This window comes from Variovorax paradoxus (genome assembly GCA_016806145.1).
Taxonomy (GTDB): Bacteria; Pseudomonadota; Gammaproteobacteria; order Burkholderiales; family Burkholderiaceae_C; genus Variovorax.
In genome coordinates, this window is record CP063166.1 from 758,175 (window position 1) to 780,518 (window position 22,344).

Sequence of the window (22,344 nt, forward strand, 5' to 3'; positions counted from 1 at the left end):
GGTCTCACCAGGCGCGCCAGAGCGCGATCACCAGCAGCGAGCAGAAGGCCGCCACCAGGTCGTCGAGCATGATGCCGAAGCCCGCGTGCCACCAGCGCACCTGCGCGGCATCGCGCTGCTTGAACAGGCCGTCGGCCCAGGCCACCGGGCCCGGCTTGGCGGCATCGAAGAAACGGAACAGGGCGAAGGCGACGATCTGCGCCCACAGGCCGGCCGGCGTCACCAGCCACAGCACGATCCAGAACGCGACCACCTCGTCCCACACCACCGCGCCGGGGTCGGCCAGGTTCATGTCGCGCGCCGTCAGCGTGCAGGCCCACCAGCCCAGCGGCAGCGAGACCCCGATGATCCAGCCGATCGCGGCCGGCGACAGCCAGTGCTGCATCACCGAGAACGCGGCCCAGGCCCACAGCGTGCCCACCGTGCCGGGCGCGAAGCGCGACAGGCCGGAACCCAGGCCCAGCCCGATGAAATGCGCGGGATGCGAGAACAGGAAGCGCGCGCTCGGGCGGCGGATGGAGGGCGGGGGCATGGCGCCGGAAGTGGGCATCGGACGGGCGGGATCGGAGACGGGAACGGCGGCGTGCATCAGCCGGGAGTGTCGCGCATCTTGCCGCAGCGGGTGCCGCCGGGGCGCGCGGCGCGTCGTCTTCGATTTTATTTATCAAAGAGATTGCTTGTTTAATTTGGGGCGGCGGCCTAGGATCCAGGCACCTTTCCAGATCCGGGCCCGGGCGCTTTCGCCGCCGGGGCCGACGCTTCCACCATGGCCTCTTCCTCCTCCCCCGCCCTCGACCGCTCCCGCGCCGACCCGCCGGCCACCGCCGGCTGGGGCGAACTCTTCAGCGGCCGCAACGGCTGGCGCGCGCTCGCGCTGACCGGCGGCGTCGCGCTGCATGCGGTCAACGTCCACATCGTGACCACCGTGCTGCCCTCGGTGGTGCGCGAGATCGGCGGGCTCGACTGGTACGCCTGGAGCACCACGCTGTTCGTGCTCGGCTCGATCCTCGGCGCGGCGCTGTCGGTGCGCCTGCTCGCGGTGCTGGGCCCGCGCGGCGCCTGCCTCGCGGCGCTGGCGGTGTTCAGCGCCGGCGCCATCGGCTGCGCGCTCGCGCCGGCCATGCCGTGGATGCTGGCCGGCCGCACGGTGCAGGGCCTGGGCGGCGGGCTGCTGGCGGCGCTGAGCTACGGCCTGATCCAGCTGGTGTTCGCGCCGCGGCTGTGGCCGCGCGCGGTGGCGCTGGTGTCGGGCATGTGGGGCGTGGCCACGCTGTGCGGGCCGGCGGTGGGCGGGCTTTTCGCGCAGGGCGGCCACTGGCGCTGGGCCTTCTGGACCCTGCTGCCGGTGGCGGCCGCGCAGGCGCTGCTGGTGGCGCTGCAGCTGCGCCCGCGGCCGGCGTGCGGCACGAGCGCCCCGCCGCCGCGCCGCGCATCGCGCTGCCGCAGATCGCGCTGCTGCTGGCCTCGGTGCTGGTGATCGCGGCCAGCGAATTCGGCGCCTCGCTGCCGGTGCAGGCCGCGGGCGTCGCGCTCGGGCTGGCGCTCGGCATCGCCGCCACCCGCGTCGACCGCGCGGCCGCGGTGCGGCTGCTGCCCACGGGCGCCTATTCGATCGCCGCGCCGCTGGGCGCGATCTACGCGAGCGTGGCGCTGCTGCTGATCGGCACCACCACCGAGATCTTCGTGCCCTATTTCCTGCAGCTGCTGCACGGCCACACGCCGCTCGCGGCCGGCTACCTCACGGCCGCGATGGCCGGCGGCTGGAGCGTGGGCTCGCTGCTGTCGTCGGGGCGCGGCGGCGCCGGTGCCGACCGCATGCTGCGCGCCGGTCCGGTCGTCTGCACGCTGGGCCTGGCGGCGCTGGCCGTGCTGCTGCCGGCGCCGGGGCATCTACCGGCCGCGCTGGAGACGCTGGCCGTCGCGTTCGCGCTGGCGGCCGTGGGGCTCGGCGTGGGCATCGGCTGGCCGCATCTGTTGACGCGCGTGATGTCGCGCGCGCCGGCCGGCGAGGAAGGCCTGGCCTCGGCCTCGATCACCACGGTGCAGCTCTACGGCATGGCGGTCGGCGCCGCGGTGGCCGGGCTGGTGGCGAACGCGGCCGGGCTCACGCAGCCGGGCGGCGTCGAGGGCGCGCGCTCGGCGGCCGTGTGGCTGTTCGCGAGCTTCGCGATCGCGCCGGCGCTGGTGGTGCTGCTGGCGCGGCGCGTGGTGTCGACCACGCGCGAGTCCTAGGCCAGCACCCCTTCCCACGGCAGCGCGCGCTTGGCCGCGCGCTCGCGCTGCGGCTCGCCGCGCAGCCGCGCCACCAGTTCGTACACGTCGGCCGGGACGTAGGCGCCGCGCCAGGCCACGTGCTGGTCGGCGCGGCACAGCACCAGGCGGTGCGCGTAGGCCGGCGGCACCACGGCGGCGTCGATGTCGAGCACCGTGAGCGGCATGCGGTAGGCGTCGGCCGCGCGTTCCAGCGCGCGCACGTCGGCGCTGCGGTCGAAGCGCAGCAGCGTGTAGCCCGGGCCGAAGGCGTCGTAGAGCGAGCGGCCGTCGGCCAGCCAGAAGTGCGGCGCGCGGCAGCCCGGCACGGTCGAGGCCGTGAAGGCGCCCATCGAATAGGCCGGCGGCACGTGCTCGCCGTCGGGCACGATGATCGGCGAGCCGGTGTAGAAGTAGCCGAAGTTCAGGCCCGCGCAGCAGAACTGCTGCACGTTGAGCTCGTAGGCCTCCTGGCCGATGTCGGCGCGCAGCGCGTCGCCCTCGGGGCCGGGCGCCTCGATGTTCGAAGGCACCGCGCGCCGCGCGCGGATCATCTTCTGCGCATGGTCCATCGCGAACTGCGAGACCTGCTCGGTGATCGGCAGCCGTTCGGCCTCGTAGGCGTCGAGGATGCCCTCGTCGGCCCAGCCCTGCACGCAGGCCGCGAGCAGCCACGCGAGGTTGAGCGCGTCGGCGATGCCGGCGTTCATGCCGTAGCCCGCGTAGGGCACCCACAGGTGGGCGGCATCGCCCGCGAGGAACACGCGGCCGTTGCGGAAGCGGTCGGCCACCAGGCGGCGGCCCACCCAGTCCTCCTTGCTGAGGATCTCGTACTCGAAATCGGGACCGACGCCGAGGATCTCGCGCAGCGAGCGGTCGCGGTCCACCGAGTCGAACTCGGGCTCCTCGGCGTTGAGGTGGTTGTGCACCAGCCAGGTCTCGTGGCCGTCGATGGCGAACATGGTGCCGCAGCGGCGCGGGTTCATCGCGTAGTACGACCACGCGGGCTTGCCCGGGATCAGCGCGCGCAGGCCGGGCGCGCGGATGCAGGTCGACTGCACGCGCTGGATCACCGCCGTGCCCTCGAGCTTCGCGCCCATCTGCTTGCGCACCGCCGAGCTGCCGCCGTCGCAGCCCACCATGTAGCGCCCGCGCAGGCTGCGCGTCACGCCGCTGTCGAGATCGGTGGCGATCGCCGTCACGCCCTCGGCGTCCTGCGTGAAGCCGCCGACCTGCGTGCGGTTGAGCAGGGTCACGCCCGGCAGCGCGGCCGTGTGGCGCAGCAGGATCGGCTCGAGGTAGATCTGGTTGATGCGGTGCGGCGGCTCGGGCGTGGGCCACCAGGCATCGGGGCCCTCGGTCTCGGTGTAGCGGTCGCGCCGGCAGGGAATCGGGATGCGCGCGAGCTCGGTGCCGGTCACGCTGGTGCGGAACACCACGTCGTTCGGATGCTCGGGCGGCAGGCCCGCGTCGCGCAGCTTCTGCGCCACGCCCAGGCGGCGGAACTGCTCCATGGTGCGCGACGCCACATGGTTGCATTTCACGTTCGGCGGCTCGGCGAAGGCGCGCGTCTCGCACACGATCGTGCTGACGCCGCGCGAGGCCAGGTCCATCGCGAGCGAGAGGCCCACCGGGCCGGCGCCGACGATCAGCACGTCGGCCTGGAGATCGAGGTCTTGCTTCATGCGCAGGGGGTCTATTCGAGCTTGATGTTGGCGGTGCGGATCACCTGGGCCCACTTGCGCGTCTCGGAGCGGATGTAGGCATCGAAGGCTTCGCTCGAACCGGGCGCGGGTTCCACGCCGAGGTTGCGCATCGCGGCCTTGATCTGTTCGTCGCCCAGCGCCGCGTTGATCTCGGCATTGAGCCGCGCGACCACCGGCGCGGGCGTGGCCGCCGGCGCCACCACGCCGAACCAGCCGGTCGAGTCGTAGCCGGGCAGGCCGGCCTCGGCCACCGTGGGCACCTCGGGCAGCATCGGCAGCCGCGCCGGGCTGGTGACGGCGAAGGCGAGCAGCTTGCCGGCCTTGATCTGCTGCAGCGCCGAGGGCAGGTCGACCACCGCGAGCGGCACCTGCCCCGCGAGCGCGTCGAGCGCGGCCGGGCCTGAGCCGCGGTAGGGCACCTCGACCAGCTTGACCTCGGCCATCTGCGCGAACAGCGCAGCCGACAGGTGCATCGCCGTGCCGTTGCCGCCATGGCCGATCGACAGGCCGCCGGGCTGCGTCTTCGCGAGCGCGATCAGCTCGCGCTGCGTGCGTGCCGCGATCGAGGGATGGCCGACGATCACGAACGGGATCGCGGCCAGCATGCCCACGGGCTTGAAGTCCTTCAGCGGATCGAAGGGCATCTGCGCATAGAGGCTCGCGTTGGCCGCGAGCGCGCCCGCCGCGCCCACGCCCAGCGTGTAGCCGTCGCCGGGCGCCTTGGCCACCAGCGTGAGCCCGACGTTGCCGCCCGCGCCGGGCCGGTTGTCGACCACCACCGGCTGGCCCAGCTTCTCGTTGAGCCGCGGCACCAGCATGCGCACCACCGCGTCGGCGCTGCCGCCGGGCGGGAAGGTCACGACCATGCGGATCGGCTTGTCGGGAAAGGCGCCCGCCGCGGGCGCCTGCGCGAAGGAGGTGCCGCCGGACAGCGCGGCGGCCGCGGCCAGCAGCAATTGCCTGCGCAGCGGTTGTGTCGCGCCGCGGGCGATCGTTGCGGTCATCGGGACTCCTTGAATGTGTGCATCCGGGTTCTGGCGCCCGATTGAACGCTGGGCGCATTCATTCGTAAATCAAGAAATTCAGAATCAAATATCATGTTTCCTGATGAAAGCGAACTTCAGTCCTACGATCCGCCAGCTGCGCGCCTTCCTCGCGGTCTACCAGCTGCGGCAGCTCAGCGCCGCCGCGCAGCGGCTGTTCGTCACGCAGTCGGCGGTGAGCATGCTGCTGCGCCAGCTCGAGGACGGACTGGGCACGCGGCTGTTCGATCGCACCACGCGCTCGCTCAAGCCCACGGCCGCCGCGCAGGAGATGCTGCCGGCGGCCGAGCGCATCCTGCGCGACGTCGATGCGCTCGCGGCCGGCTTTCGCGACCTGGCCACGCTCGAGCGCGGCCGCGTCTCGATCGCGATCACGCCGACCCTGGCTTCGTTCCTGCTGCCCGAGGCGATCGCACAGTTCCAGCAGCAGCATCCCAAGGTGCGCGTGGTGGTCAACGACTGCGCGCCCGACCAGTTCATCGCGCGCATCCTCGGCGAGCACGTGGACTTCGGCATCGGCACGCCCGAGCGGCCCGGTGCCGAGGTCGAGACGCAGCGCCTCTTGCGCGACCATCTCGCGCTGGTCTGCCGCGACGACCATCCGCTGGCGCAGGCGCGCGTGGTGCGCTGGACCGACCTCGGCCGCCATCCGGTGATCACGGTGCGGCCCGGCTATGGCGTGCGGCCGCTGATCGACGGCACCGCCAGCGATGCGGGCGTGGCGCTCGAGGTCGCGCACGAGGTGTCCTTTCTCTCGACCGCGCTGTGGATGACCGCCTGCGGCATGGGTCCGTCGATCATGCCCTCGGCCTTCGCGCGCGCGGCCGGCGATCCCGCGCTGGTCATCAAGCTGCTGAGCGCGCCGCGCGTGGCGCGCGACATCTCGGTGGTCACCAAGCGCGGCCACACGCTGTCGGAGGCGGCGCGCCAGTTCCTCGACGTGCTCAAGCGCACGCTGTGAGGCGGCGTGGCGTTCAGGCGAAGTGATCGAAGGAGCCGAAGCGCTGCGCCACCGGCGCGCCCGCGGCATCGACGAAGCGCAGCCCGCTCTCGGCATCGATGCGCCCGATGCGCGTGACCGGCGTCGCGCTGTCGCGGCCGGCCTGCTCGACCGCCGCGCGCGCCGAGGCGGGCGCGGTGAACACCAGCTCGTAGTCGTCGCCGCCCGAGATCGCCATCGCGCGCAGCGTGTCGCGCTCCAGCCCCGCGGCGGCGGCCGAGCCGTCGGCCACGGCCGCGATGCAGTGCATCGCCGCGTCGACGTCGAGCGTCGCGCCCACGCGGCTCGCGCGCAGGATGTGGCCGAGGTCGCCCGCGAGGCCGTCGCTCACGTCGGCCGCCGCGCTCGCGATGCCGCGCAGCGCCTGGCCCAGCGCCACGCGCGGCGCGGGCTGCTCCATGCGCGCGCGCGCTCTCTCGAACAGCGGGCCCGGCAGCGACAGCGTGCCGCGGAAGTTCTCGAGCGCCAGTCGCGCATCGCCGAGCGTGCCGCTGGTCCACAGCTCGTCGCCGGCGCGCGCGCCCGAGCGCAGCAGCGCCGCGCCGGCGGGCACTTCGCCGAACACGGTGATGCAGAGGTTGAGCGGGCCGCGCGTGGTGTCGCCGCCCACCAGCTCGCAGCCGTGTTGGTCGGCCAGCGCGAACAGGCCGCGCGAGAAGCCCTCGAGCCAGCCCTCGTCCACGCCCGGCAGCGCCAGCGCGAGCGTGAAGGCCAGCGGCTTCGCGCCGCAGGCCGCGAGATCGCTGAGGTTGACCGCCAGCGCCTTGTGGCCGAGCCGCGCCGGATCGACGGTCGAGAGGAAGTGCCGGCCCTCGACCAGCATGTCCGAGGAGACCGCGAGCTGCATGCCCGGCGCGGGCGCGAGCAGCGCGCAGTCGTCGCCCACACCGAGCGGCGAGCGTGTGGCGGGGCGCTGGAAATAGCGCTGGATCAGGTCGAATTCACCCATGCGCCGAGCATAAGCGGGGAAAGGCATGCGCCGATGGCCGACACGCGGCGCCGCGACGATGCATTAGATTGAAGGGCTGTACGAGGAGACCCGCCGGATGCCCGATACCCTGACCCTGTCCGCGACCGAACGCGTCGGCGAAGCCATGCGCCGTTCGCTCCCGCTGCTGCCCGGCGAGGCGCGCGGCACGGTCGAGGCGATGCTGCAACCCGAGGCGCTGGCGATCGTCGCCGGCACGCTGGTGGTGTGGGCCGGCTCGCATTTCTTCGGCGTGGGCGAGGTGGTCGACATCATCCTGCTGGTGGTCGGCTTCGCGGCGCTCGGCATGTCGGTGTTCTCGGGCGCGGGCGAGCTGTCGGAGTTCACCGCCAAGGCCGTCAACGGCCGCACCAGCGCCGACCTCGACGAGGCCGCCGGCCACTTCGCGAAGGCCGTGATGCTGCTGGGGATCTCCGCGATCCAGGCGATGCTGCTGCGCGGCGCCGCGAAGCCCGTGGTCCAGCGCGGCATGCCGCGCGTCGAACCGCTGCCCGACGTGGGCACGCCGCCGCCGGCCGGCAACGGGCTGTCGCTGAGCCGGCCGCGCTCGCTGCCCGGCGGCGAGCTCGGCGGCACCAGCATGTACGGCGAGATCGCGGTCTCGCGCGCCCAGAGCCTCACCGAGCAGAAGGTCACGCTGTTCCACGAGCTCGTGCACCGCTACTTCTCGCCGCGCACCGGCCCGCTGCGGCAGCTGCGCGCGCAGTTCCGCTGGAACGCCTATTCGAAGTCCTCGCTGCTGCGCTATCTCGAGGAGGCGATGGCCGAGGGCTACGGCCAGCTGCGGGTGCACGGCCTGTCGCAGGCGCTCGGCGCCTACCGCTTTCCCATTCAATTCGGCTACGTCACCGTGTCGCAGATGCGCGCCGAGGGCATGGCCATCGGCACCATCTCGCTGGGCGGCACCCTGTTCTGGGTCGGCGTGAGCGACGGGCCGATGCCCACGCATCCCCGCATGCCGCAGGCACTGCCGCCGTTGCCGCCACTGCCCGCTCCACCGTCCTCGCCGCGGCTGCAGCCCGCGCCCGCGCGATGATCGACGAAGCCACCGCCATCGGCGTCGCGCGCCGCATCGCGCTGCAGCAGGGCTGGGCCTTCGTGGAGCCGGTGCAGGCGCGGCTGCGCAAGCCCTGGTTCTTCTCGAAGCAGCCCGCGCGCTGGGAGATCGAGAGCAATGCCGTCGCCTTCGGCGCGCGCGCGCGCTTCGTGATCGATGCCGAGAGCGGCGCGGTGCTCGAGAAGGGCTACGTGCCGCGCTGAGGCGCGCGCTACGCCGCCCCGCGAAAGCGCAGCGACGCCTGCCGCACCACCTCGGCCAGCAGCCGCTCGCGCCCCTGCCGCTCGCGCAGCCAGCGCGCGTCGTTGCGGTTGGTCTCGACGCTGGTGCGCAGCTCGCCCAGCGCCTGCGTGGCGTTGAGCGCCTCGCTGTGCCATTCGAGCTGGGTCATGGTCATCAGGATGTGGTCGCGCAGCGGCATGTGCTGGCCGCTGGCCGGGTCGACGTAGACCGCGTCGAGGCCGAAGCGGCAGGCCTGGAAGCGGTTGTAGGTGTAGACCAGATAGTCGTCCTCGCTGGGCTCGAAGGGCTGCTCCTGCAGGAACCAGGCGGCCAGCGACTGCACGTAGCCCGCGAGCGCGGCGGCGCGCGCCACGGTCAGCGGGGTGTCGAAGACGCGGATCTCGATGGTGCCGAACTCGGGCTTGGGCCGGATGTCCCAGTAGAAGTCCTTCATGCTGCGCACGACGCCGGTGCGGGTCATGCGCTCGAAGTAGGCCTCGAATTCCTTCCAGCTGGTGGTGAAGGGCGCGCGGCCCGACAGCGGGAAGGCGAACACCGAGTTCAGCCGCGCCGAGTCGAACTGCGTGTCCTGCCCCTGCACGAAGGGCGAGGAGGCCGACAGCGCGATGAAGTGCGGGATGTAGCGCGACATGCGGTGCAGCATCAGCAGCGCCGAGTCGGCATCGGGGCAGCCGATGTGCACGTGTTGGCCGAAGATGGTGAACTGCTTGCTCAGGTAGCCGTAGAGCTCCGACAGCTCGCGAAAGCGCGGCTTGTCGTAGATGCGCCGCTCGTGCCATTGCTGGAAGGCATGCGTGCCGCCGCCGACCACCGCGATGTTGAGCTTGTCGGCGTTCTTGATCAGCGCGTCGCGGATCGGCGTGAGCTGCGCGATCACGTCCTGCGCCGAATGGCAGATGCCGGTCGAGATCTCGATCATGCTCGAGGTCATCTCGGGCACCACGCTGCCGGGCAGCGGGGTCTGCGCCATCAGCCGCAGCATGTCTTCGGCATACGGCGCGAGGTCGTAGTCGTGCGTGTTCACGAGCTGCAGCTCGAGCTCGACGCCGAGCGACAGCGCCTCCGACTTGTTGAAGGGCTCGAGCTTGACGGCGCGGCTCGCGGGATCGGCGGCGAGCGGCGCCGAGCGCACGTCGTCGCTGTCGGGGTCGATCGCGGGGCTTGGGGGAGTGGTCGTGTGGCTGCTCATCGCTGCGTGTCCTCGGCGGTGCTGCTGAAGGCCTCGGGCGCCCAGGGCACCGAACTCTCGCCGACCGCGTGGATCGCGACCGTGGCGAGTACCGCGCCCAGCAGCTCCATCAGCAGGATCGAGGGCAGCGCGACCTGGGTGATCATGGTGCCGAGCAGCGGCGAGGCGGTGGCGAAATTGGAGGCGATCAGCAGCGCGATCGACGACAGCGGCGACATCGCGCAGCCGACCCAGAAGGCCTGCTTCCAGCTCGCGCCGCTGCCGGGATTGGCGATCGCCACGCCGGCGATCTTGGCGACCATGCGCACGGCGATCAGCGCCAGCACCACGCTGGCCACTGGCAGCGTCCAGTCGGCCTGCGCGGCGACGATCGACACCAGCACGAACATCAGCATGGTGAGCAGCGAGGCCGCGGTGCCGAGCTGGCGCTGCCAGGCCCAGGGCTTGGGGTTCAGGGTCTTGAGCAGCACGCCGCCGATCAGCGCGGCCAGCGGCGCGGAGCCGCCGATGTGCGCCGTGACGGCGGCGCCGGCCGCGATCAGCGCCAGCAGCAGCAGCGAGGTGTTCTCGCTGGTCGGGCTCATCACGCGCAGCGCGGTGCGCAGCGCCAGCGCCATCAGCGCGCCGACCACGAAGGACAGGCCCAGCACCACCGCGATCGGATAGAGCTTCTGCAGCACGGTCTGCGGCGCGCGCTCGATCAGGCCGGCCTGCGCATAGCCGAGCGCGAGCGCATAGAAGGTGTTGAGCGTGGCCAGCGTCATCGCGCGCTCGGTCACCGGGCCGGCGGCGCGGGTGTCCATGATCACGCGGCTGAGCACCGCGGGCGAGGCGACGATCGCCATCAGCGCGAGCGGGTTGGCCACCGGGTCGGGCAGGCCCAGCAGGCGCAGCACCCAGAACACGCCGAAGTAGGTCAGCGTGGCCTCGAGCAGGCTCTGCACCAGCACCATCGGGTTGTGGCGGAACCAGCGCAGCGGCAGCCGGCCGCCGGCCTCGAACAGCACCACGGCCACGCCGAGCTCGAGCAGGAACAGGCTGATGCCGCGCAGCGGCCAGATCGCGCCCTCGAAGCCGGCGAAGCCGACGATGGTGCCCACGATCGAATAGCCGACCACCTTGGGCATGCCCATGTAGCGGCGCACCAGGTGGCCGGAGGCGGCGGCCGCGGCCAGCAGCAGCGACCACAGCACGGTGGGAAGGCCGGCCGACGGGCGGGCCCATTCGGACCAGAAGCCCATCAGGTCGGCGGTGAGACTCGTCAGGTTCATGCGGGTAGGAAGAAGCTCATGGGCCGGCTGCGCCAGCGCTCGCGCAGCGCGCCGCGGATGCGGGCGCGGTCGGCGAGGCTCACGCTGTGCGCGCGCAGCGCCAGCCGGAATGCGAAATAGAAGCTCACGCTCACGTTGAGCGCACCGATCACCGGGATCGCCGCCACCGCCCACCACAGCAGCGGCTGCTGCAGCACCGGCAGGCCGAGCGACACCGCGGCCGCGCCGATCTGGCCGGCCGACAGCGTCACGTGGCGCACGTCGAGGCCGAGCCCGAAGAAGCCCGCGACCGCTGGCAGCAGTCCGAGCATCAGGCCCAGCGAAATGTTGGCGGCGAAACCGGAGATGTGGGTGCGCATGAAGTCGGCCCATCGACGGGCCCGGGCGGCGCCCAGGACGGCGCCGATGCGGGGGTTGTACCGCATGGCCGAGTCCAGCCGATGCAGGACAAAGGCGTTTTCTGCCCAGCCCGCGATCAGGCTGGAGGCGAACAGCAGCACGCCGGTGAAGGCCGCGAACAGCGCCGTCGGGCCCGCGAGCGACAGCGACCGCAGCACCGCGCCCGCATGCGCGGCATCGAGCAGCGGCTGCTGCAGCGCCAGCTGCCAGGCTATGGCGAGCGCGGCCACGGCCGGCACCACCACCAGCACGTTGCCCAGCACCGCCGCCACCTGCGAGCGCACCAGATTGGCGACCTCGTCGACGAATTCGTCGAGGCCGCTGTGGTCCCGGATCCCGCGCAGCCGCGCGGCCAGCGCCGGCGCCGTCATGGCCGGCTGCTTGGTGGCGAGCGTGAGGTGCAGCAGCTGGATCGCGACGAAGCTGGCGGCGTACATCACGCCCGAGCCCAGGCCGCTCCAGAAGGCCGACAGGCCCAGCGCGTAGATGCCGAACTTCGCGAGCACCGTGAGCGAGGTCAGTGCGCCGCCGCCCGCGGCCTTGCGCACCATCTGCCGGTAGCTCGCGCGGTCGCGCGTGATGTAGTGCTCGCCGGTCTCGGCGCTGCGCTCGGTGACCTTGGCCGCGAGCATCGACGAGTTCGAGGCGATCAGCGCGCGGATGCTGTTGCGCTCGCTGCCGGCCTGCACCAGCCGGCCGACCAGCCGCGCGATGCTGACCGCGGGCGTGGGCGACATCAGGCCGTCGAGCAGTTCGCGGATGCGCAGCACCCGCTCGCGCATCTGGCGCACGCGGAACACCAGGCCGACCGAGATGCCGTTGTCCTCGAGGTGTTCGTAGACCGAGGCGGCGCTCGCGCGGCAGGCATCGAGCCGGTCGCGGAACGCGACGAAGGCCGCCTGCACCGCGGCCTCGTCGCGCGGGCGGTCGTCGAACAGCCGCTCGCGCAGTTCGTCGAGCTCGGCCATCAGCGCATGGAAGGGCCGGCTCTCCTCGGTGCTGCGCATGCGCAGCCGCAGCTCGGACGAGAAGCCCGCGGCCACCAGCTGGCTCGCGCAGTAGGTGATGGCGTCCATCAGCGTGGCGCGCCAGCGCGGCACGGTGAGGCCGTCGTCCGCCGTTTCATCGGCCAGCAGCGCGCCGATGCGCACCAACTGCGGCGCCTCGAGCAGCGCGATCCAGCGCGCGTCGAAGACGCCCGGCAGCACCAGGCGGAACAGGTCCGAGGCATCGGTGGTCTCGGGCGTGCCCGGCAGGATCTTGCGGCGCAGCCGCTCGTTGAATTCGCTGAGGAAGGCGGTGCGCGGCGCGAAGCCGTAGTCGGCCAAAAGCGTCGACAGGTCGACGTCGCGCGTGAAGACGCGCCACCAGGCGCGCACGCGCTCGCGCAGCTCGGGCCGCGCCTCGATGGCGTCGAGCAGCAGCAGCACGCGGCCCATGGCCGCCTGCGGCGAGGCACGGTCGCCGCGCAGCCAGTCGAACAGGTCGATGAGCCAGATGTGGCGCCGAGCGACGTCGGCGGAAGGATCGAGGCCGGCGAGCAGCCCCTGCAGGTCGCGCGAAGCGGCAGCCATGGGGAGGAGGGAGCGAGAAGGGAAGAGGAGGGCGATTGCCGCAGCGGGAGGAATTCCGTGCGGTGCCCGAGCGGGAAAGGCTAGTGCAGCACGCGCGAGACCGGCGCGCCGCCGATGTCGGCCTCGAGCACGAACATCGGGATCGGCACGTCGAAGCGCTCGCCGTCCTCGGTCACCACGAGGTAGCTGCCGTGCATGGTGCCGCTGGCGGCCTGCAGCCGGCAGCCGCTGGTGTAGCGGAAGCTCTCGCCGGGCGCCAGCAGCGGCTGCTGGCCGATCACGCCCAGGCCCTTGACCTCCTGCGCATGCCCCGAGGCGTCGTTGATCAGCCAGTGCCGCGCGATCACCTGGGCGCCGGTCGAGCCGGTGTTGGTGATCGTGATGGTGTAGGCGAAGGTGTAGATGCCTTCCTTCGGCGAGGACTGGTCGGCGAGGTAGCGCGGCTCGACCTCGATGGAAAGGGGGCTGTGTGACATGCGCGCGATGGTAACTGCTGAGGTTTTGGCGCGGGGCGAGCGCCCTGGCGCCGGACCGGCTTTCTTGCCGAAAGTGCGATAAAGGCATATTCTGGTCGGTATGACCAGAATTTCTCTTCCAGGCCATTGGCCGCTGCAGGACGCCAAGGCGCGCTTCAGCGAACTGGTGCGTCGCGTCCACAGCGAGGGGCCGCAGCACGTCACGGTCCACGGGCGCGACGAGGTCGTGGTGATCGCGGCCGAGGACTTCCAGCGCCTGCAGGGCGCGCGAACGGGTCAGGCCCTGGTCGACGTGCTGCAGGCTTCGCCGCATCGGGACATCGAGCTGTCGGTCGGCGCCTCCGAAGCTTCGCCGGTGCGCAGCGTCGAGCTGTGAATGCCGTGAGCGCCATGAGCGCCATGAGCGGCTTCCTGCTCGACACCAACGTCCTGTCCGAGCTGCGGCGCCCGCGGCCCGACCCGCGGGTCGTCGCCTTCGTCGGCGCGCAGCCGCTCGAGCGCCTGTTCGTCAGCACCGTCACCTTCGCCGAGATCCGCTTCGGCATCGAGCTGGTGGCCGACATCCACAAGCGCGCTCAGCTCAACGACTGGCTGCAACTGCAGCTGCGGCCGATGTTCGGCTACCGCGTGCTGCCGGTCAGCGAGGACGTGATGTTCAAGTGGCGGCTCATGGTCGAGCAGGGCCGCAAGGCCGGGCGCACCTTCTCGCAGCCCGACCTGATCATCGCCGCCACCGCCGCGCAGCACGGCCTCGCGGTGGTCTCGCGCGACACGGGCGGCTATGCCGGCACCGGCGTGACGCTGGTCGATCCCTGGCGGGCATAGAAGTCCGGCAGCTGCGCTGCGCCTTTGGCCGGCTGCGACAATTGCCGCCCATGACCTTCCGCATCGCCCCCTCCATCCTTTCCGCCGACTTCGCCCAGCTCGGCCAAGAACTCTCGGACGTGATCGCCGCGGGCGCGGACTGGATCCATTTCGACGTGATGGACAACCACTACGTGCCGAACCTGACCTTCGGTCCGATGATCTGCCAAGCGCTCAAGCCGCATGCCAAGACGGCCGACGGCACGCCGGTGCCGATCGACGTGCACCTGATGGTGCAGCCGGTCGATGCGCTCGCGGCCTCGTTCGCGCAGGCCGGGGCCGACTACATCAGCTTCCATCCCGACGCCGCGCCGCACGTGCACCGCAGCATCCAGGCGATCCGCGCGGCCGGCTGCAAGCCGGGGCTGGTGTTCAATCCGGCGCGCGGGCTCGAGGTGCTCGACTGGGTCATCGACGACATCGACCTGATCCTGATCATGAGCGTCAACCCCGGCTTCGGCGGCCAGAGCTTCATCGACTCGGCGCTGCGCAAGATCGAGCAGGCGCGCAAGCGCATCGAGCAGAGCGGGCGCGACATCCGCCTCGAGGTCGACGGCGGCATCAAGGCCGACAACATCGCGCGCGTGGCCTCGGCCGGCGCCGACACCTTCGTGGCCGGCAGCGCGATCTTCAACGCCAAGGACTACGGCGCGGTGATCTCGCAGATGCGCACGCAACTGGCGGGCGTGGCCGCCGCCTGAGCGGCAACGCGCCGCCGCCGAATCAGCGCCTGGCCTGCTCGCCGACCTTGTCGGCGCGAAGGCCCTCGTCGGTGTCGACCAGGCCGCGTTCGACGTCGTCGTGCGCGCGGCGGCCGCGCTCGGTCGGCTTGCCGTCGCGGGTCTGCTGGCTGTCCGAGGACTGGTCGCGTTCGTGCGGCAGCCGCGGCGACGATTCGCCGTCCTGCGCGACCTTGGTCTTGCCGCCGCCCGCGTCCTTCTGCGGATCGGCGGGCTGCTTGCGGGTCGGGGTGCTGTCCTTGGCCATGAAGGCTCCTTCGGTCGTTGGTGGGCACCAGCTTGCGTGGCCGTCCGCGCGGGGCCGGTAGGACAGCCCAGGGCACGGCTGTAGGCTGCGCGTCGATCGCGGCCATGGCCTCGCGGCCGCGAAGGTCGGTGCTATGAAAAGCGAAGCATCTTTGCGCCTGTCGAAACGCCTCCTCATAATCCCCGCATGGCTTCCTCTCCCTTCGACGCCGTCGCGCACGACAGCATCCGACTCCACGCCTTCGCCTCCCTGAACCCCGGCCCCCGGCTGCTCGTGATGGGCGGCGTGCATGGCAACGAGACCAGCGGCACCGCCGGCATCGAGCGGGTGCTGGCCGAATTCGCGGCGGGCGAGCTCGCGCTGCTGCGCGGCGAGCTCACGCTGGTGCCGGTGGCGAATCCGCTCGCACGGCGCCGTCTGCAACGCGAGGGCGAGCGCAACCTCAACCGGCTGTTCAAGCCCGCGGCCGAGCCGGCCGACTACGAGGCCCGCGTGACTAACGTGCTGGCGCCCGTGATCGCGCGCCACGAGGTGCTGCTCGACCTGCACTCGTTCCAGAGCGCGGGCGAGGCCTTCGCGATGATCGGCCCGCGCGACAACACCGGCACGCTCGAGCCCTTCGCGCGCGCCGCCGAGGAAGGCCGACTCGCGCTGCACCTGGGCACGCCGATCGTGGTCGAGGGCTGGCTCGACATCTATGCCGCGGGCCTCGCGCAGCGCGGCGCCGCGGTCGACGAGGCCGCCATCGACTTCGGCCGCGGCACCAACGAATACATCCGCAGCTGCGGCGGCTACGGCGTCACGCTCGAATGCGGTCAGCACCAGGATCCGCAGGCGCCCGAGGTGGCCTGGCGCGCGATCCGCCGCACGCTGGCGCTGCTGGGCATGGCGGCGCTGCCGCCGGGCCTGTCGGCCGGGCCGGAACAACCGCCGCGGCTGCTGCGCCTGGCCAGCGTGACCGACCGCCTGCACGCCGACGACCGCTTCGCGCGCGACTGGGCCACCTTCGACCCGGTGCGCCGCGGCGAACTCATCGGCACGCGGCACGACGGCACGCCGCTGACCGCGCCCGACGATGGCTGCATCGTGTTCCCCAACGCGCTCGCGCTGCCGGACACCGAGTGGTTCTACTTCGCGCGGCCCAGCGAACGGCGGCTCGACGGCACGGCCTGAGCGCCAGGGATACACGGCGCGCCGTCGCGTTCCTACATCCGCCGCCCCAGGCGCGCATGACCATGGCGGGCCAAGGAGCCGAACCATGGCCGCTGCCCGCAAGCAATCCACGCCGCGCATCACCCATGCCGACCGCCTCGTCGACGCGCAGAGCGGCATCACCAAGGGCGAGCTCGCCGCCTACTACGCGCGCGTCGCGCCGCTGATGCTGCCGCATCTGCGCGGCCGGCCGGTGGCGCTGGTGCGCGCGCTCGACGGCATCGCGGGCGAGCTGTTCTTCCAGAAGCATGCGCAGCACGGCGAGATGGCCGGCGTGGGCCTGCTCGACCCGGCGCTCGATCCCGGCCACGAGCCGCTGCTGCAGATCGATGTGGCCGAGGGCCTGCTCGGCGCCGCGCAGTTCAACGTGGTGGAGTTCCACACCTGGAACGCGCTCTCGCGCGCCTTCGCCCAGCCCGACCGCATGACCTTCGACCTCGACCCCGGCGAGGGCGTCGAATGGCCGCGCATGCAGGAGGCCGCGCTGCTGGTGCGCACCCTGCTCGACGAGCTCGGGCTGCCGTCCTTCCTCAAGACCAGCGGCGGCAAGGGCCTGCACGTGGTGGTGCCGATCCGGCGCGCGCACGGCTGGGACGAGGTCAAGGGCTTCTCGCAGGCCATCGTGCAGCAGCTCGCGCGCAGCGTGCCCGAGCGCATCGTCGCCAAGAGCGGGCCGCGCAACCGCGTCGGCAAGATCTTCGCCGACTACCTGCGCAACGGCTTCGGCGCCACCACCATCAGCGCCTGGTCGGCGCGCGCGCGGCCGGGCCTGGCCGTGTCGGTGCCGCTGGACTGGGACGAGCTGTTCGAGGTCGACAGCTCCGACCACTGGACCGTGGCGACCATCGCTGAGCGGCTCGAGATCGGCAACGCGCCCTGGGCCGCGATGGAGCGCAGCCGCAAGGGGCTCGGCGACGCGATGCGCAGGCTCGGCTACCTGGTGAACTAGCCTCCTGCCCCGCGCGGGCAAGCCGATTCTGATCGCGCGACATCACATCGAATTCATCGATGTGTAACTCCCATTCCATCGATTGGGCAAATGAACGGGTACTCCTAAAGTCCCCGTCCACGAGCCACCCACGATGAAATCCGGCGCTTCCCGCGGCGCCGGCCGGAGACAAGAAACACCATGGAGCGATCCTTCGCCGAAGAAGTCAAGCGCCTCTCGCTGGGCGCGAACGAGGAATTCCACGGCGAGGGCATCCTGGCCGTCACCAAGGCCCTGCTGCAATCGGGCGTGAGCTACATCGGCGGCTACCAGGGCGCGCCGGTCTCGCACCTGATCGACGTGCTCGGCGATGCGCGCGAGCTGCTCGACGAGCTCGGCATCTACTTCGAGAACAGCGCCTCCGAGGCCGGCGCGGCCGCGATGCTCGGCGCCTCCATCAACTACCCGGTGCGCGGTGCCGTCACGTGGAAGTCCACGGTCGGCACCAACGTCGCGTCCGATGCGCTGTCCAACCTGGCCTCGGCCGGCGTGCAGGGCGGCGCGCTGGTGATCCTCGGCGAGGACTACGGCGAGGGCTCGAGCATCATCCAGGAGCGCACCCACGCCTTCGCGATGAAGTCGCAGATGTGGCTGCTCGATCCGCGGCCCAACCTGGGCTCGATCGTCGATGCGGTGGAGCATGGCTTCGAGCTGTCCGAGGCGAGCCAGACGCCCGTCATGCTGCAGCTGCGCATCCGCGCCTGCCACGTGCATGGCAGCTTCGTCTGCAAGGACAACCGCGCGCCGGCCATCTCCACGCGCGAGGCCATCGCGCAGCCGCGCTTCGACTTCGCCAACATCAACCTGCCGCCCTCGATCTACGCGCAGGAGCGCATGAAGATCGAGTCGCGCTGGCCGGCCGCGCTGGCCTACATCCGCGACGCGCGGCTCAACGAGCGCTTCGACGGCGACTGCGCCGACGTCGGCCTGGTGCTGCCGGGCGGCCTCTACAACGGCACCCTGCGCGCGCTGCAGCAACTCGGCCTGGCCGATGCCTTCGGCAACAGCCGCATTCCGCTGCAGGTGCTCAACGTGGTCTACCCGATGGTGCCCGACGAGCTCGTCGACTTCTGCCGCGGCAAGCGCGCGGTGCTGATGGTGGAAGAGGGCCAGCCCAACTACATGGAGGACGCGCTGCACGCGATGCTGCGCAAGGCCGGCTGCGACACGCGGCTGCATGGCAAGGACATCTTCCCGATGGCCGGCGAATACACCGGCGAGGTGCTGGTGCGCGGCCTGGCCGAGTTCATCCGCCAGGCGCGGCCCCAAGCACTCGGCGACCAGGGCGCCGTGCGGGTGGCCGACAGCGCCGCGCCGCTGGCCGCGCTCAAGCCGCGCGCGGTCGAGGCGCTCGGCGAGCCCGTGCCGAGCCGGCCGCCGGGCTTCTGCATCGGCTGCCCCGAGCGCCCGGTGTTCGCCGCCATCAAGCTGATGCAGAAGGAACTCGGCAGCGTGCACGTCAGCGCCGACATCGGCTGCCACACCTTCGGCACCCTGCCGCCGTTCAACACCGGCAGCACGGTGCTCGGCTACGGCCTGGGCCTCGCGAGCTCCTCGGGCATCGCGCCGCTGATGGGCAACCGGGTCGTCAGCATCATGGGCGACGGTGGCTTCTGGCACAACGGCTTCACCAGCGGCGTGGTCAACGCGGTCTACAACGGCCAGGACTCGGTGCTCGTGATCCTGAAGAACGGCTACACCTCGGCCACCGGCACGCAGGCCATTCCCTCCTCGCCCACGCAGCCCGCGGCCAGGCCGCTGACCTTGGACATCGAGGCCGCGCTCAAGGGCGTGGGCGTGGGCTGGGTGCGCAAGGTGCGCAGCTACAGCGTGGCCGAGATGCGCGACACGCTGCAGGAGGCGATGACCACCGAGGAGGGCGGCCTCAAGGTCATCATCGCCGACGGCGAATGCCAGCTCGAGCGCCAGCGCCGCATCAAGCCCGTCACGGCCGCGAAGCTCAAGCGCGGCGAGCGCGTGGTGCGCACGCGCTTCGGCATCGACGACGACGTCTGCACCGGCGACCACTCGTGCATCCGGCTGTCGGGCTGCCCGTCGCTGACCATCAAGCCCAACCCGAGCGCGCTGCGCACCGATCCCGTGGCCACCGTCAACCAGGGCTGCGTGGGCTGCGGCCTGTGCGGCGAGAACGCGCACGCCGCGATCCTCTGCCCCTCGTTCTACAAGGCCGAGATCGTGCAGAACGCCGGCACCTGGGAGCGCCTCTTGCACCGGCTGCGCAGCGGCGTCATCGGCCTCATGGCCGGCAAGGCGCGCGACCGCGCGGAGGCACTGGCGGCATGAACGACATTGCCTTCGAAGACGCACCGCGCATCGTGACCGTGCTGGTCGCCGCCATGGGCGGCGAGGGCGGCGGCGTGCTGGCCGACTGGCTGATCGCCGCGGCCGCGGCCCAGGGCTTCCCGGTGCAGAGCACCTCGGTGCCCGGCGTGGCGCAGCGCACCGGCGCCACCAACTACTACATCGAGATCTACCCGGTCGAGGCCGCGCGGCTCGGCGGCGCGCGCCCGGTGTTCTCGCTCACGCCGAGCCCGGGCGACGTCGACATCGTCGCCGCTTCCGAGCTGATGGAGGCGGGGCGCGTGCTGCAGGGCGGCTTCGTGCATCCGCGGCGCACCACGCTCGTGGCCTCGACGCACCGCGAGTTCGCGGTGGCCGAGAAATCCGCCATGGGCGACGGCCGCTACGACGGCCGGCGCGTGAGCGAGGCCGCGCGCGAACTCGCGCGGCACAGCCACCTGTTCGACATGCGCGCGCTGGCCTGGCGCCACGGCACGGTGATCAACACCGTGATGTTCGGCGCCATGGCCGGCAGCGGCGCGCTGCCGTTCTCGCGCGAGGCCTGCGAGCAGGCGATCCGCGCCTCGGGCAAGGCGGTGGAGGCCAGCCTCAAGGGCTTCGCGGCGGGCTTCGAGCAGGTGACTCGTCCCGCGCCGGAGGCCGCTGCAGGCACCGCTGCGGCAACGCCGCGCGCGCCCGTCGACCCGCGCATCGCCGCCATGCCCGAGCCGCTGCACGAACTGCTGGGCCACGGCCTGCAGCAGGTGCTCGACTACCAGGACACGCGCTACGGCGCGCTCTACCTGCGGCGCGTCGACGCGGTGCTCGCGCTCGAGCGGCCCTTCGGCGGTGAGCTGCCCGTGACGCGCGAGACCGCGCGTTATCTCGCGCTGTGGATGAGCTACGAGGACGTGATCCGCGTGGCCGACCTCAAGACGCGCGGCGAGCGGCTGCAACGCGTGCGCGAGGAAGTGGGCGCGCGCCAGGGCGAGCCGCTGCGCCTGACCGAATACCTGAAGCCCGGCCTCGACGAGGTCTGTTCGCTGCTGCCGCCGCGTGCCTCGGCCTGGCTGCGCCGGCGCCTGGCCCACAAGGCGCACCGGCTCAACGTGGGCCTGCACATGCGCACCGACACCGTGCTGGGCTTCGCCATGCTGTGCGGCCTGCGCTCGCTGCGCGTGCTGCGCCGCGCCGGCGCGCGCTACGCCGTCGAGCAGGCCATGATCGAGCGCTGGCTCGGCACCGTGCGCGCCGCGCTCGCGCTGAGCCCGCGCCTGGCCTACGAGATCGCGCTGTGCGGCAACCTGGTCAAGGGCTACGGCGAGACCAGCGAGCGCGGCCACCGCAACCTCGGCGCGGTGCTCGACGACATGCAGGCCCAGTTCGCCGCGCCGCCCGGCGACGCCGCCGCGCTCGCGCAGGCGGCCGAGCGCGTGCGCGCCGCGCGCGAAGCCGCGCTGGCCGACCCCGAGGGCCGCACCCTGGCGCGCGCGCTGGGCCTGCCGCCGCCCGCGCCGCGCGTCCACCCCATCCACATCGTGCGGCGAAAGCCGGCGCGCTGAGGGCCCGCATCCCTTCCCCAAAGAGAACGACGACAGGAGACAAGACGATGAGAAACAGCACCCCTTCCACCTCCCTCGGCCGCCGCGCCGTCAACGCGCTGCTGGCCGGCGCGATGCTGCTGCCGCTGGCCGCGCAGGTCCATGCGGCCGGGCCCATCAAGATCGGCGCCGTGGTCTCGGCCACCGGCCCGGCCTCCTTCCTCGGCGATCCGCAGCAGAAGACGCTCGAGATGTACGTGCGCAAGATCAACGCGGCCGGCGGCGTGCTCGGCCGCAAGCTCGAGCTGGTGCTCTACGACGACGCCAGCGACGCGAACAAGGCCAATGCCTTCACGCGCCGCCTCATCATGCAGGACGAGGTCGATGCCATCCTCGGCGCTTCGACCACCGGGTCGACCATGGCGATGGTGCCGCAGGCCGAGGCCGCGAAGATGCCGCTGATCTCGCTGGCCGCCGCCTCGGTCATCGTCGAGCCGGTCAAGCCCTACGTCTTCAAGATGCCGCACTCCGACCGCATGGCGGCCGAGAAGGTGCTCGGCGAGATGAAGAAGCGCGGCTTCACGCAGTTCGCGCTGCTGTCGGACACCGGCGGCTTCGGCAAGTCGGGCCGCACCGAGACGCTCAAGCTCGCCGAGTCGCTGGGCCTGAAGGTGGTGGAGGACCAGACCTATGGCGAGAAGGACACCGACGTCACGCCGCAGCTCACGCGCATCAAGTCCTCGGGCGCGCAGGCCGTGTTCGTGTTCGGCACCGGCCAGGCGCCGGCCATCATCGCGCGCAACCACCAGCAGCTCGCGATGAAGCAGCCGCTGTACACCTCGCATGGCCAGGCCTCGACCGAGTTCATCCGCATCGCGGGCAAGTCCTCCGAGGGCATCCGCATGCCTTCGCCCGCGCTGCTGATCGCCCAGGCGCTGCCCGACGCCGATCCGCAGAAGAAGGTCAGCGTGTCGTATGCGAAGGACTACGAGTCGACCGCGAAGATGGACGTGTCGACCTTCGGCGGCTACGCGCACGATGCGCTGTACCTGCTGATCGACGCGATCCAGCGCGCCGGCGGCACCGACAAGCAGAAGCTGCGCGACGCCATCGAGGCCACCAAGGACTTCGTCGGCGTGAGCGGCATCTACCGCATGTCGGCCACCGACCACATGGGCCTGGACGTCTCCGCGTTCCGCATGGTCGAGATCAAGGACGGCAAGTTCGTGGAAGTCCGCTGAGTTCGCGCGCGTCA

The 22,344-nt window shown here is 71.7% G+C and carries 20 protein-coding genes and 1 pseudogene; 12 read left to right on the forward strand and 9 right to left on the reverse strand.

The genetic code is table 11. The features are described from left to right. Positions 1-4: 4 nt before the first annotated feature. Positions 5-532 carry a phosphatidylglycerophosphatase A gene (locus INQ48_03615; GenBank protein QRF58367.1) on the reverse strand — a complete coding sequence of 176 codons (528 nt, stop codon included), beginning with the start codon at positions 530-532 and terminating at the stop codon, positions 5-7. Between the two features lie 234 nt (positions 533-766). On the opposite strand from INQ48_03615, the pseudogene INQ48_03620 reads away from it, so the two are divergent. Continuing rightward, positions 767-2,232, forward strand: a pseudogene (locus INQ48_03620) (MFS transporter). Here the strand turns inward: INQ48_03620 and INQ48_03625 are convergent. Beyond that, the gene (locus tag INQ48_03625) at positions 2,229-3,935 is read right to left on the reverse strand and encodes an FAD-dependent oxidoreductase (GenBank protein ID QRF58368.1); all 1,707 of its coding nucleotides are present in this window, start codon (positions 3,933-3,935) and stop codon (positions 2,229-2,231) included. The pseudogene INQ48_03620 and the gene INQ48_03625 sit on opposite strands and share 4 nt — an antisense overlap. Before the next feature lie 11 nt (positions 3,936-3,946). Continuing rightward, on the reverse strand, positions 3,947-4,960 hold the full coding sequence (locus INQ48_03630) for a tripartite tricarboxylate transporter substrate binding protein (GenBank protein QRF58369.1): 1,014 nt from the start codon (positions 4,958-4,960) through the stop codon (positions 3,947-3,949). A 103-nt stretch (positions 4,961-5,063) separates the two neighbouring features. Between INQ48_03630 and INQ48_03635 the strand changes: the two genes are divergently transcribed. Then, positions 5,064-5,960, forward strand: coding sequence for a LysR family transcriptional regulator (locus INQ48_03635; protein ID QRF58370.1), 897 nt, complete (start codon positions 5,064-5,066; stop codon positions 5,958-5,960). A 13-nt stretch (positions 5,961-5,973) separates the two neighbouring features. On the opposite strand, the gene thiL is transcribed toward INQ48_03635, so the two are convergent. Continuing rightward, a complete protein-coding gene (gene thiL, locus INQ48_03640) occupies positions 5,974-6,948 on the reverse strand; it encodes a thiamine-phosphate kinase (protein QRF58371.1) in 975 nt (324 codons plus the stop codon). A 97-nt stretch (positions 6,949-7,045) separates the two neighbouring features. On the opposite strand from thiL, the gene INQ48_03645 reads away from it, so the two are divergent. Both INQ48_03645 and INQ48_03650 read left to right on the forward strand, forming a co-directional pair. After that, entirely contained in the window at positions 7,046-8,023 is a 978-nt protein-coding gene (locus INQ48_03645; GenBank protein ID QRF58372.1) for a hypothetical protein, read from the forward strand. After that, positions 8,020-8,247 (forward strand): hypothetical protein, encoded by a 228-nt coding sequence (locus INQ48_03650; GenBank protein ID QRF58373.1) that lies wholly within the window; start codon positions 8,020-8,022, stop codon positions 8,245-8,247. Before INQ48_03645 ends, INQ48_03650 begins: the two co-directional genes overlap by 4 nt. An 8-nt stretch (positions 8,248-8,255) precedes the next feature. On the opposite strand, the gene INQ48_03655 is transcribed toward INQ48_03650, so the two are convergent. The 4 genes from INQ48_03655 to apaG form a co-directional block, all read right to left on the reverse strand. After that, entirely contained in the window at positions 8,256-9,419 is a 1,164-nt protein-coding gene (locus tag INQ48_03655) for a glutamate--cysteine ligase (GenBank protein QRF60594.1), read from the reverse strand. A 53-nt stretch (positions 9,420-9,472) separates the two neighbouring features. After that, on the reverse strand, positions 9,473-10,747 hold the full coding sequence (locus INQ48_03660) for a cation:proton antiporter (GenBank protein QRF58374.1): 1,275 nt from the start codon (positions 10,745-10,747) through the stop codon (positions 9,473-9,475). Beyond that, positions 10,744-12,720, reverse strand: coding sequence for a site-specific recombinase (locus tag INQ48_03665; protein ID QRF58375.1), 1,977 nt, complete (start codon positions 12,718-12,720; stop codon positions 10,744-10,746). The genes INQ48_03660 and INQ48_03665 overlap by 4 nt, the downstream gene beginning before the upstream one ends. 80 nt (positions 12,721-12,800) lie before the next feature. Continuing rightward, the gene (gene apaG / locus INQ48_03670) at positions 12,801-13,196 is read right to left on the reverse strand and encodes a Co2+/Mg2+ efflux protein ApaG (protein ID QRF58376.1); all 396 of its coding nucleotides are present in this window, start codon (positions 13,194-13,196) and stop codon (positions 12,801-12,803) included. A 100-nt stretch (positions 13,197-13,296) separates the two neighbouring features. On the opposite strand from apaG, the gene INQ48_03675 reads away from it, so the two are divergent. The 3 genes from INQ48_03675 to rpe are packed head-to-tail and all read left to right on the forward strand — an operon-like array spanning position 13,297 to position 14,761. After that, complete coding sequence (locus INQ48_03675) at positions 13,297-13,572, forward strand: type II toxin-antitoxin system Phd/YefM family antitoxin (GenBank protein ID QRF58377.1); 276 nt, start codon at positions 13,297-13,299, stop codon at positions 13,570-13,572. Positions 13,573-13,595: 23 nt separating this feature from the next. After that, positions 13,596-14,021 carry a type II toxin-antitoxin system VapC family toxin gene (locus INQ48_03680; protein QRF60595.1) on the forward strand — a complete coding sequence of 142 codons (426 nt, stop codon included), beginning with the start codon at positions 13,596-13,598 and terminating at the stop codon, positions 14,019-14,021. Between the two features lie 50 nt (positions 14,022-14,071). Further along, positions 14,072-14,761: a ribulose-phosphate 3-epimerase gene (rpe, locus tag INQ48_03685; protein ID QRF58378.1), complete on the forward strand. Its 690-nt coding sequence runs from the start codon at positions 14,072-14,074 to the stop codon at positions 14,759-14,761. A 22-nt stretch (positions 14,762-14,783) separates the two neighbouring features. Here the strand turns inward: rpe and INQ48_03690 are convergent, their stop codons facing one another. Beyond that, positions 14,784-15,047, reverse strand: coding sequence for a hypothetical protein (locus INQ48_03690; protein ID QRF58379.1), 264 nt, complete (start codon positions 15,045-15,047; stop codon positions 14,784-14,786). Positions 15,048-15,233: 186 nt separating this feature from the next. On the opposite strand from INQ48_03690, the gene INQ48_03695 reads away from it, so the two are divergent. The 5 genes from INQ48_03695 to INQ48_03715 all read left to right on the forward strand — a co-directional run bounded on the left by INQ48_03695 (position 15,234) and on the right by INQ48_03715 (position 22,330). Continuing rightward, positions 15,234-16,220, forward strand: coding sequence for a succinylglutamate desuccinylase/aspartoacylase family protein (locus INQ48_03695; protein ID QRF58380.1), 987 nt, complete (start codon positions 15,234-15,236; stop codon positions 16,218-16,220). A gap of 85 nt (positions 16,221-16,305) precedes the next feature. Further along, positions 16,306-17,208: a non-homologous end-joining DNA ligase gene (gene ligD, locus INQ48_03700; protein ID QRF58381.1), complete on the forward strand. Its 903-nt coding sequence runs from the start codon at positions 16,306-16,308 to the stop codon at positions 17,206-17,208. Between the two features lie 180 nt (positions 17,209-17,388). Beyond that, the gene (locus tag INQ48_03705) at positions 17,389-19,551 is read left to right on the forward strand and encodes an indolepyruvate ferredoxin oxidoreductase subunit alpha (protein QRF58382.1); all 2,163 of its coding nucleotides are present in this window, start codon (positions 17,389-17,391) and stop codon (positions 19,549-19,551) included. After that, complete coding sequence (locus INQ48_03710) at positions 19,548-21,110, forward strand: indolepyruvate oxidoreductase subunit beta family protein (protein ID QRF58383.1); 1,563 nt, start codon at positions 19,548-19,550, stop codon at positions 21,108-21,110. The genes INQ48_03705 and INQ48_03710 overlap by 4 nt, the downstream gene beginning before the upstream one ends. A gap of 47 nt (positions 21,111-21,157) precedes the next feature. After that, the gene (locus tag INQ48_03715) at positions 21,158-22,330 is read left to right on the forward strand and encodes an ABC transporter substrate-binding protein (protein ID QRF58384.1); all 1,173 of its coding nucleotides are present in this window, start codon (positions 21,158-21,160) and stop codon (positions 22,328-22,330) included. Positions 22,331-22,344: the final 14 nt, after the last annotated feature.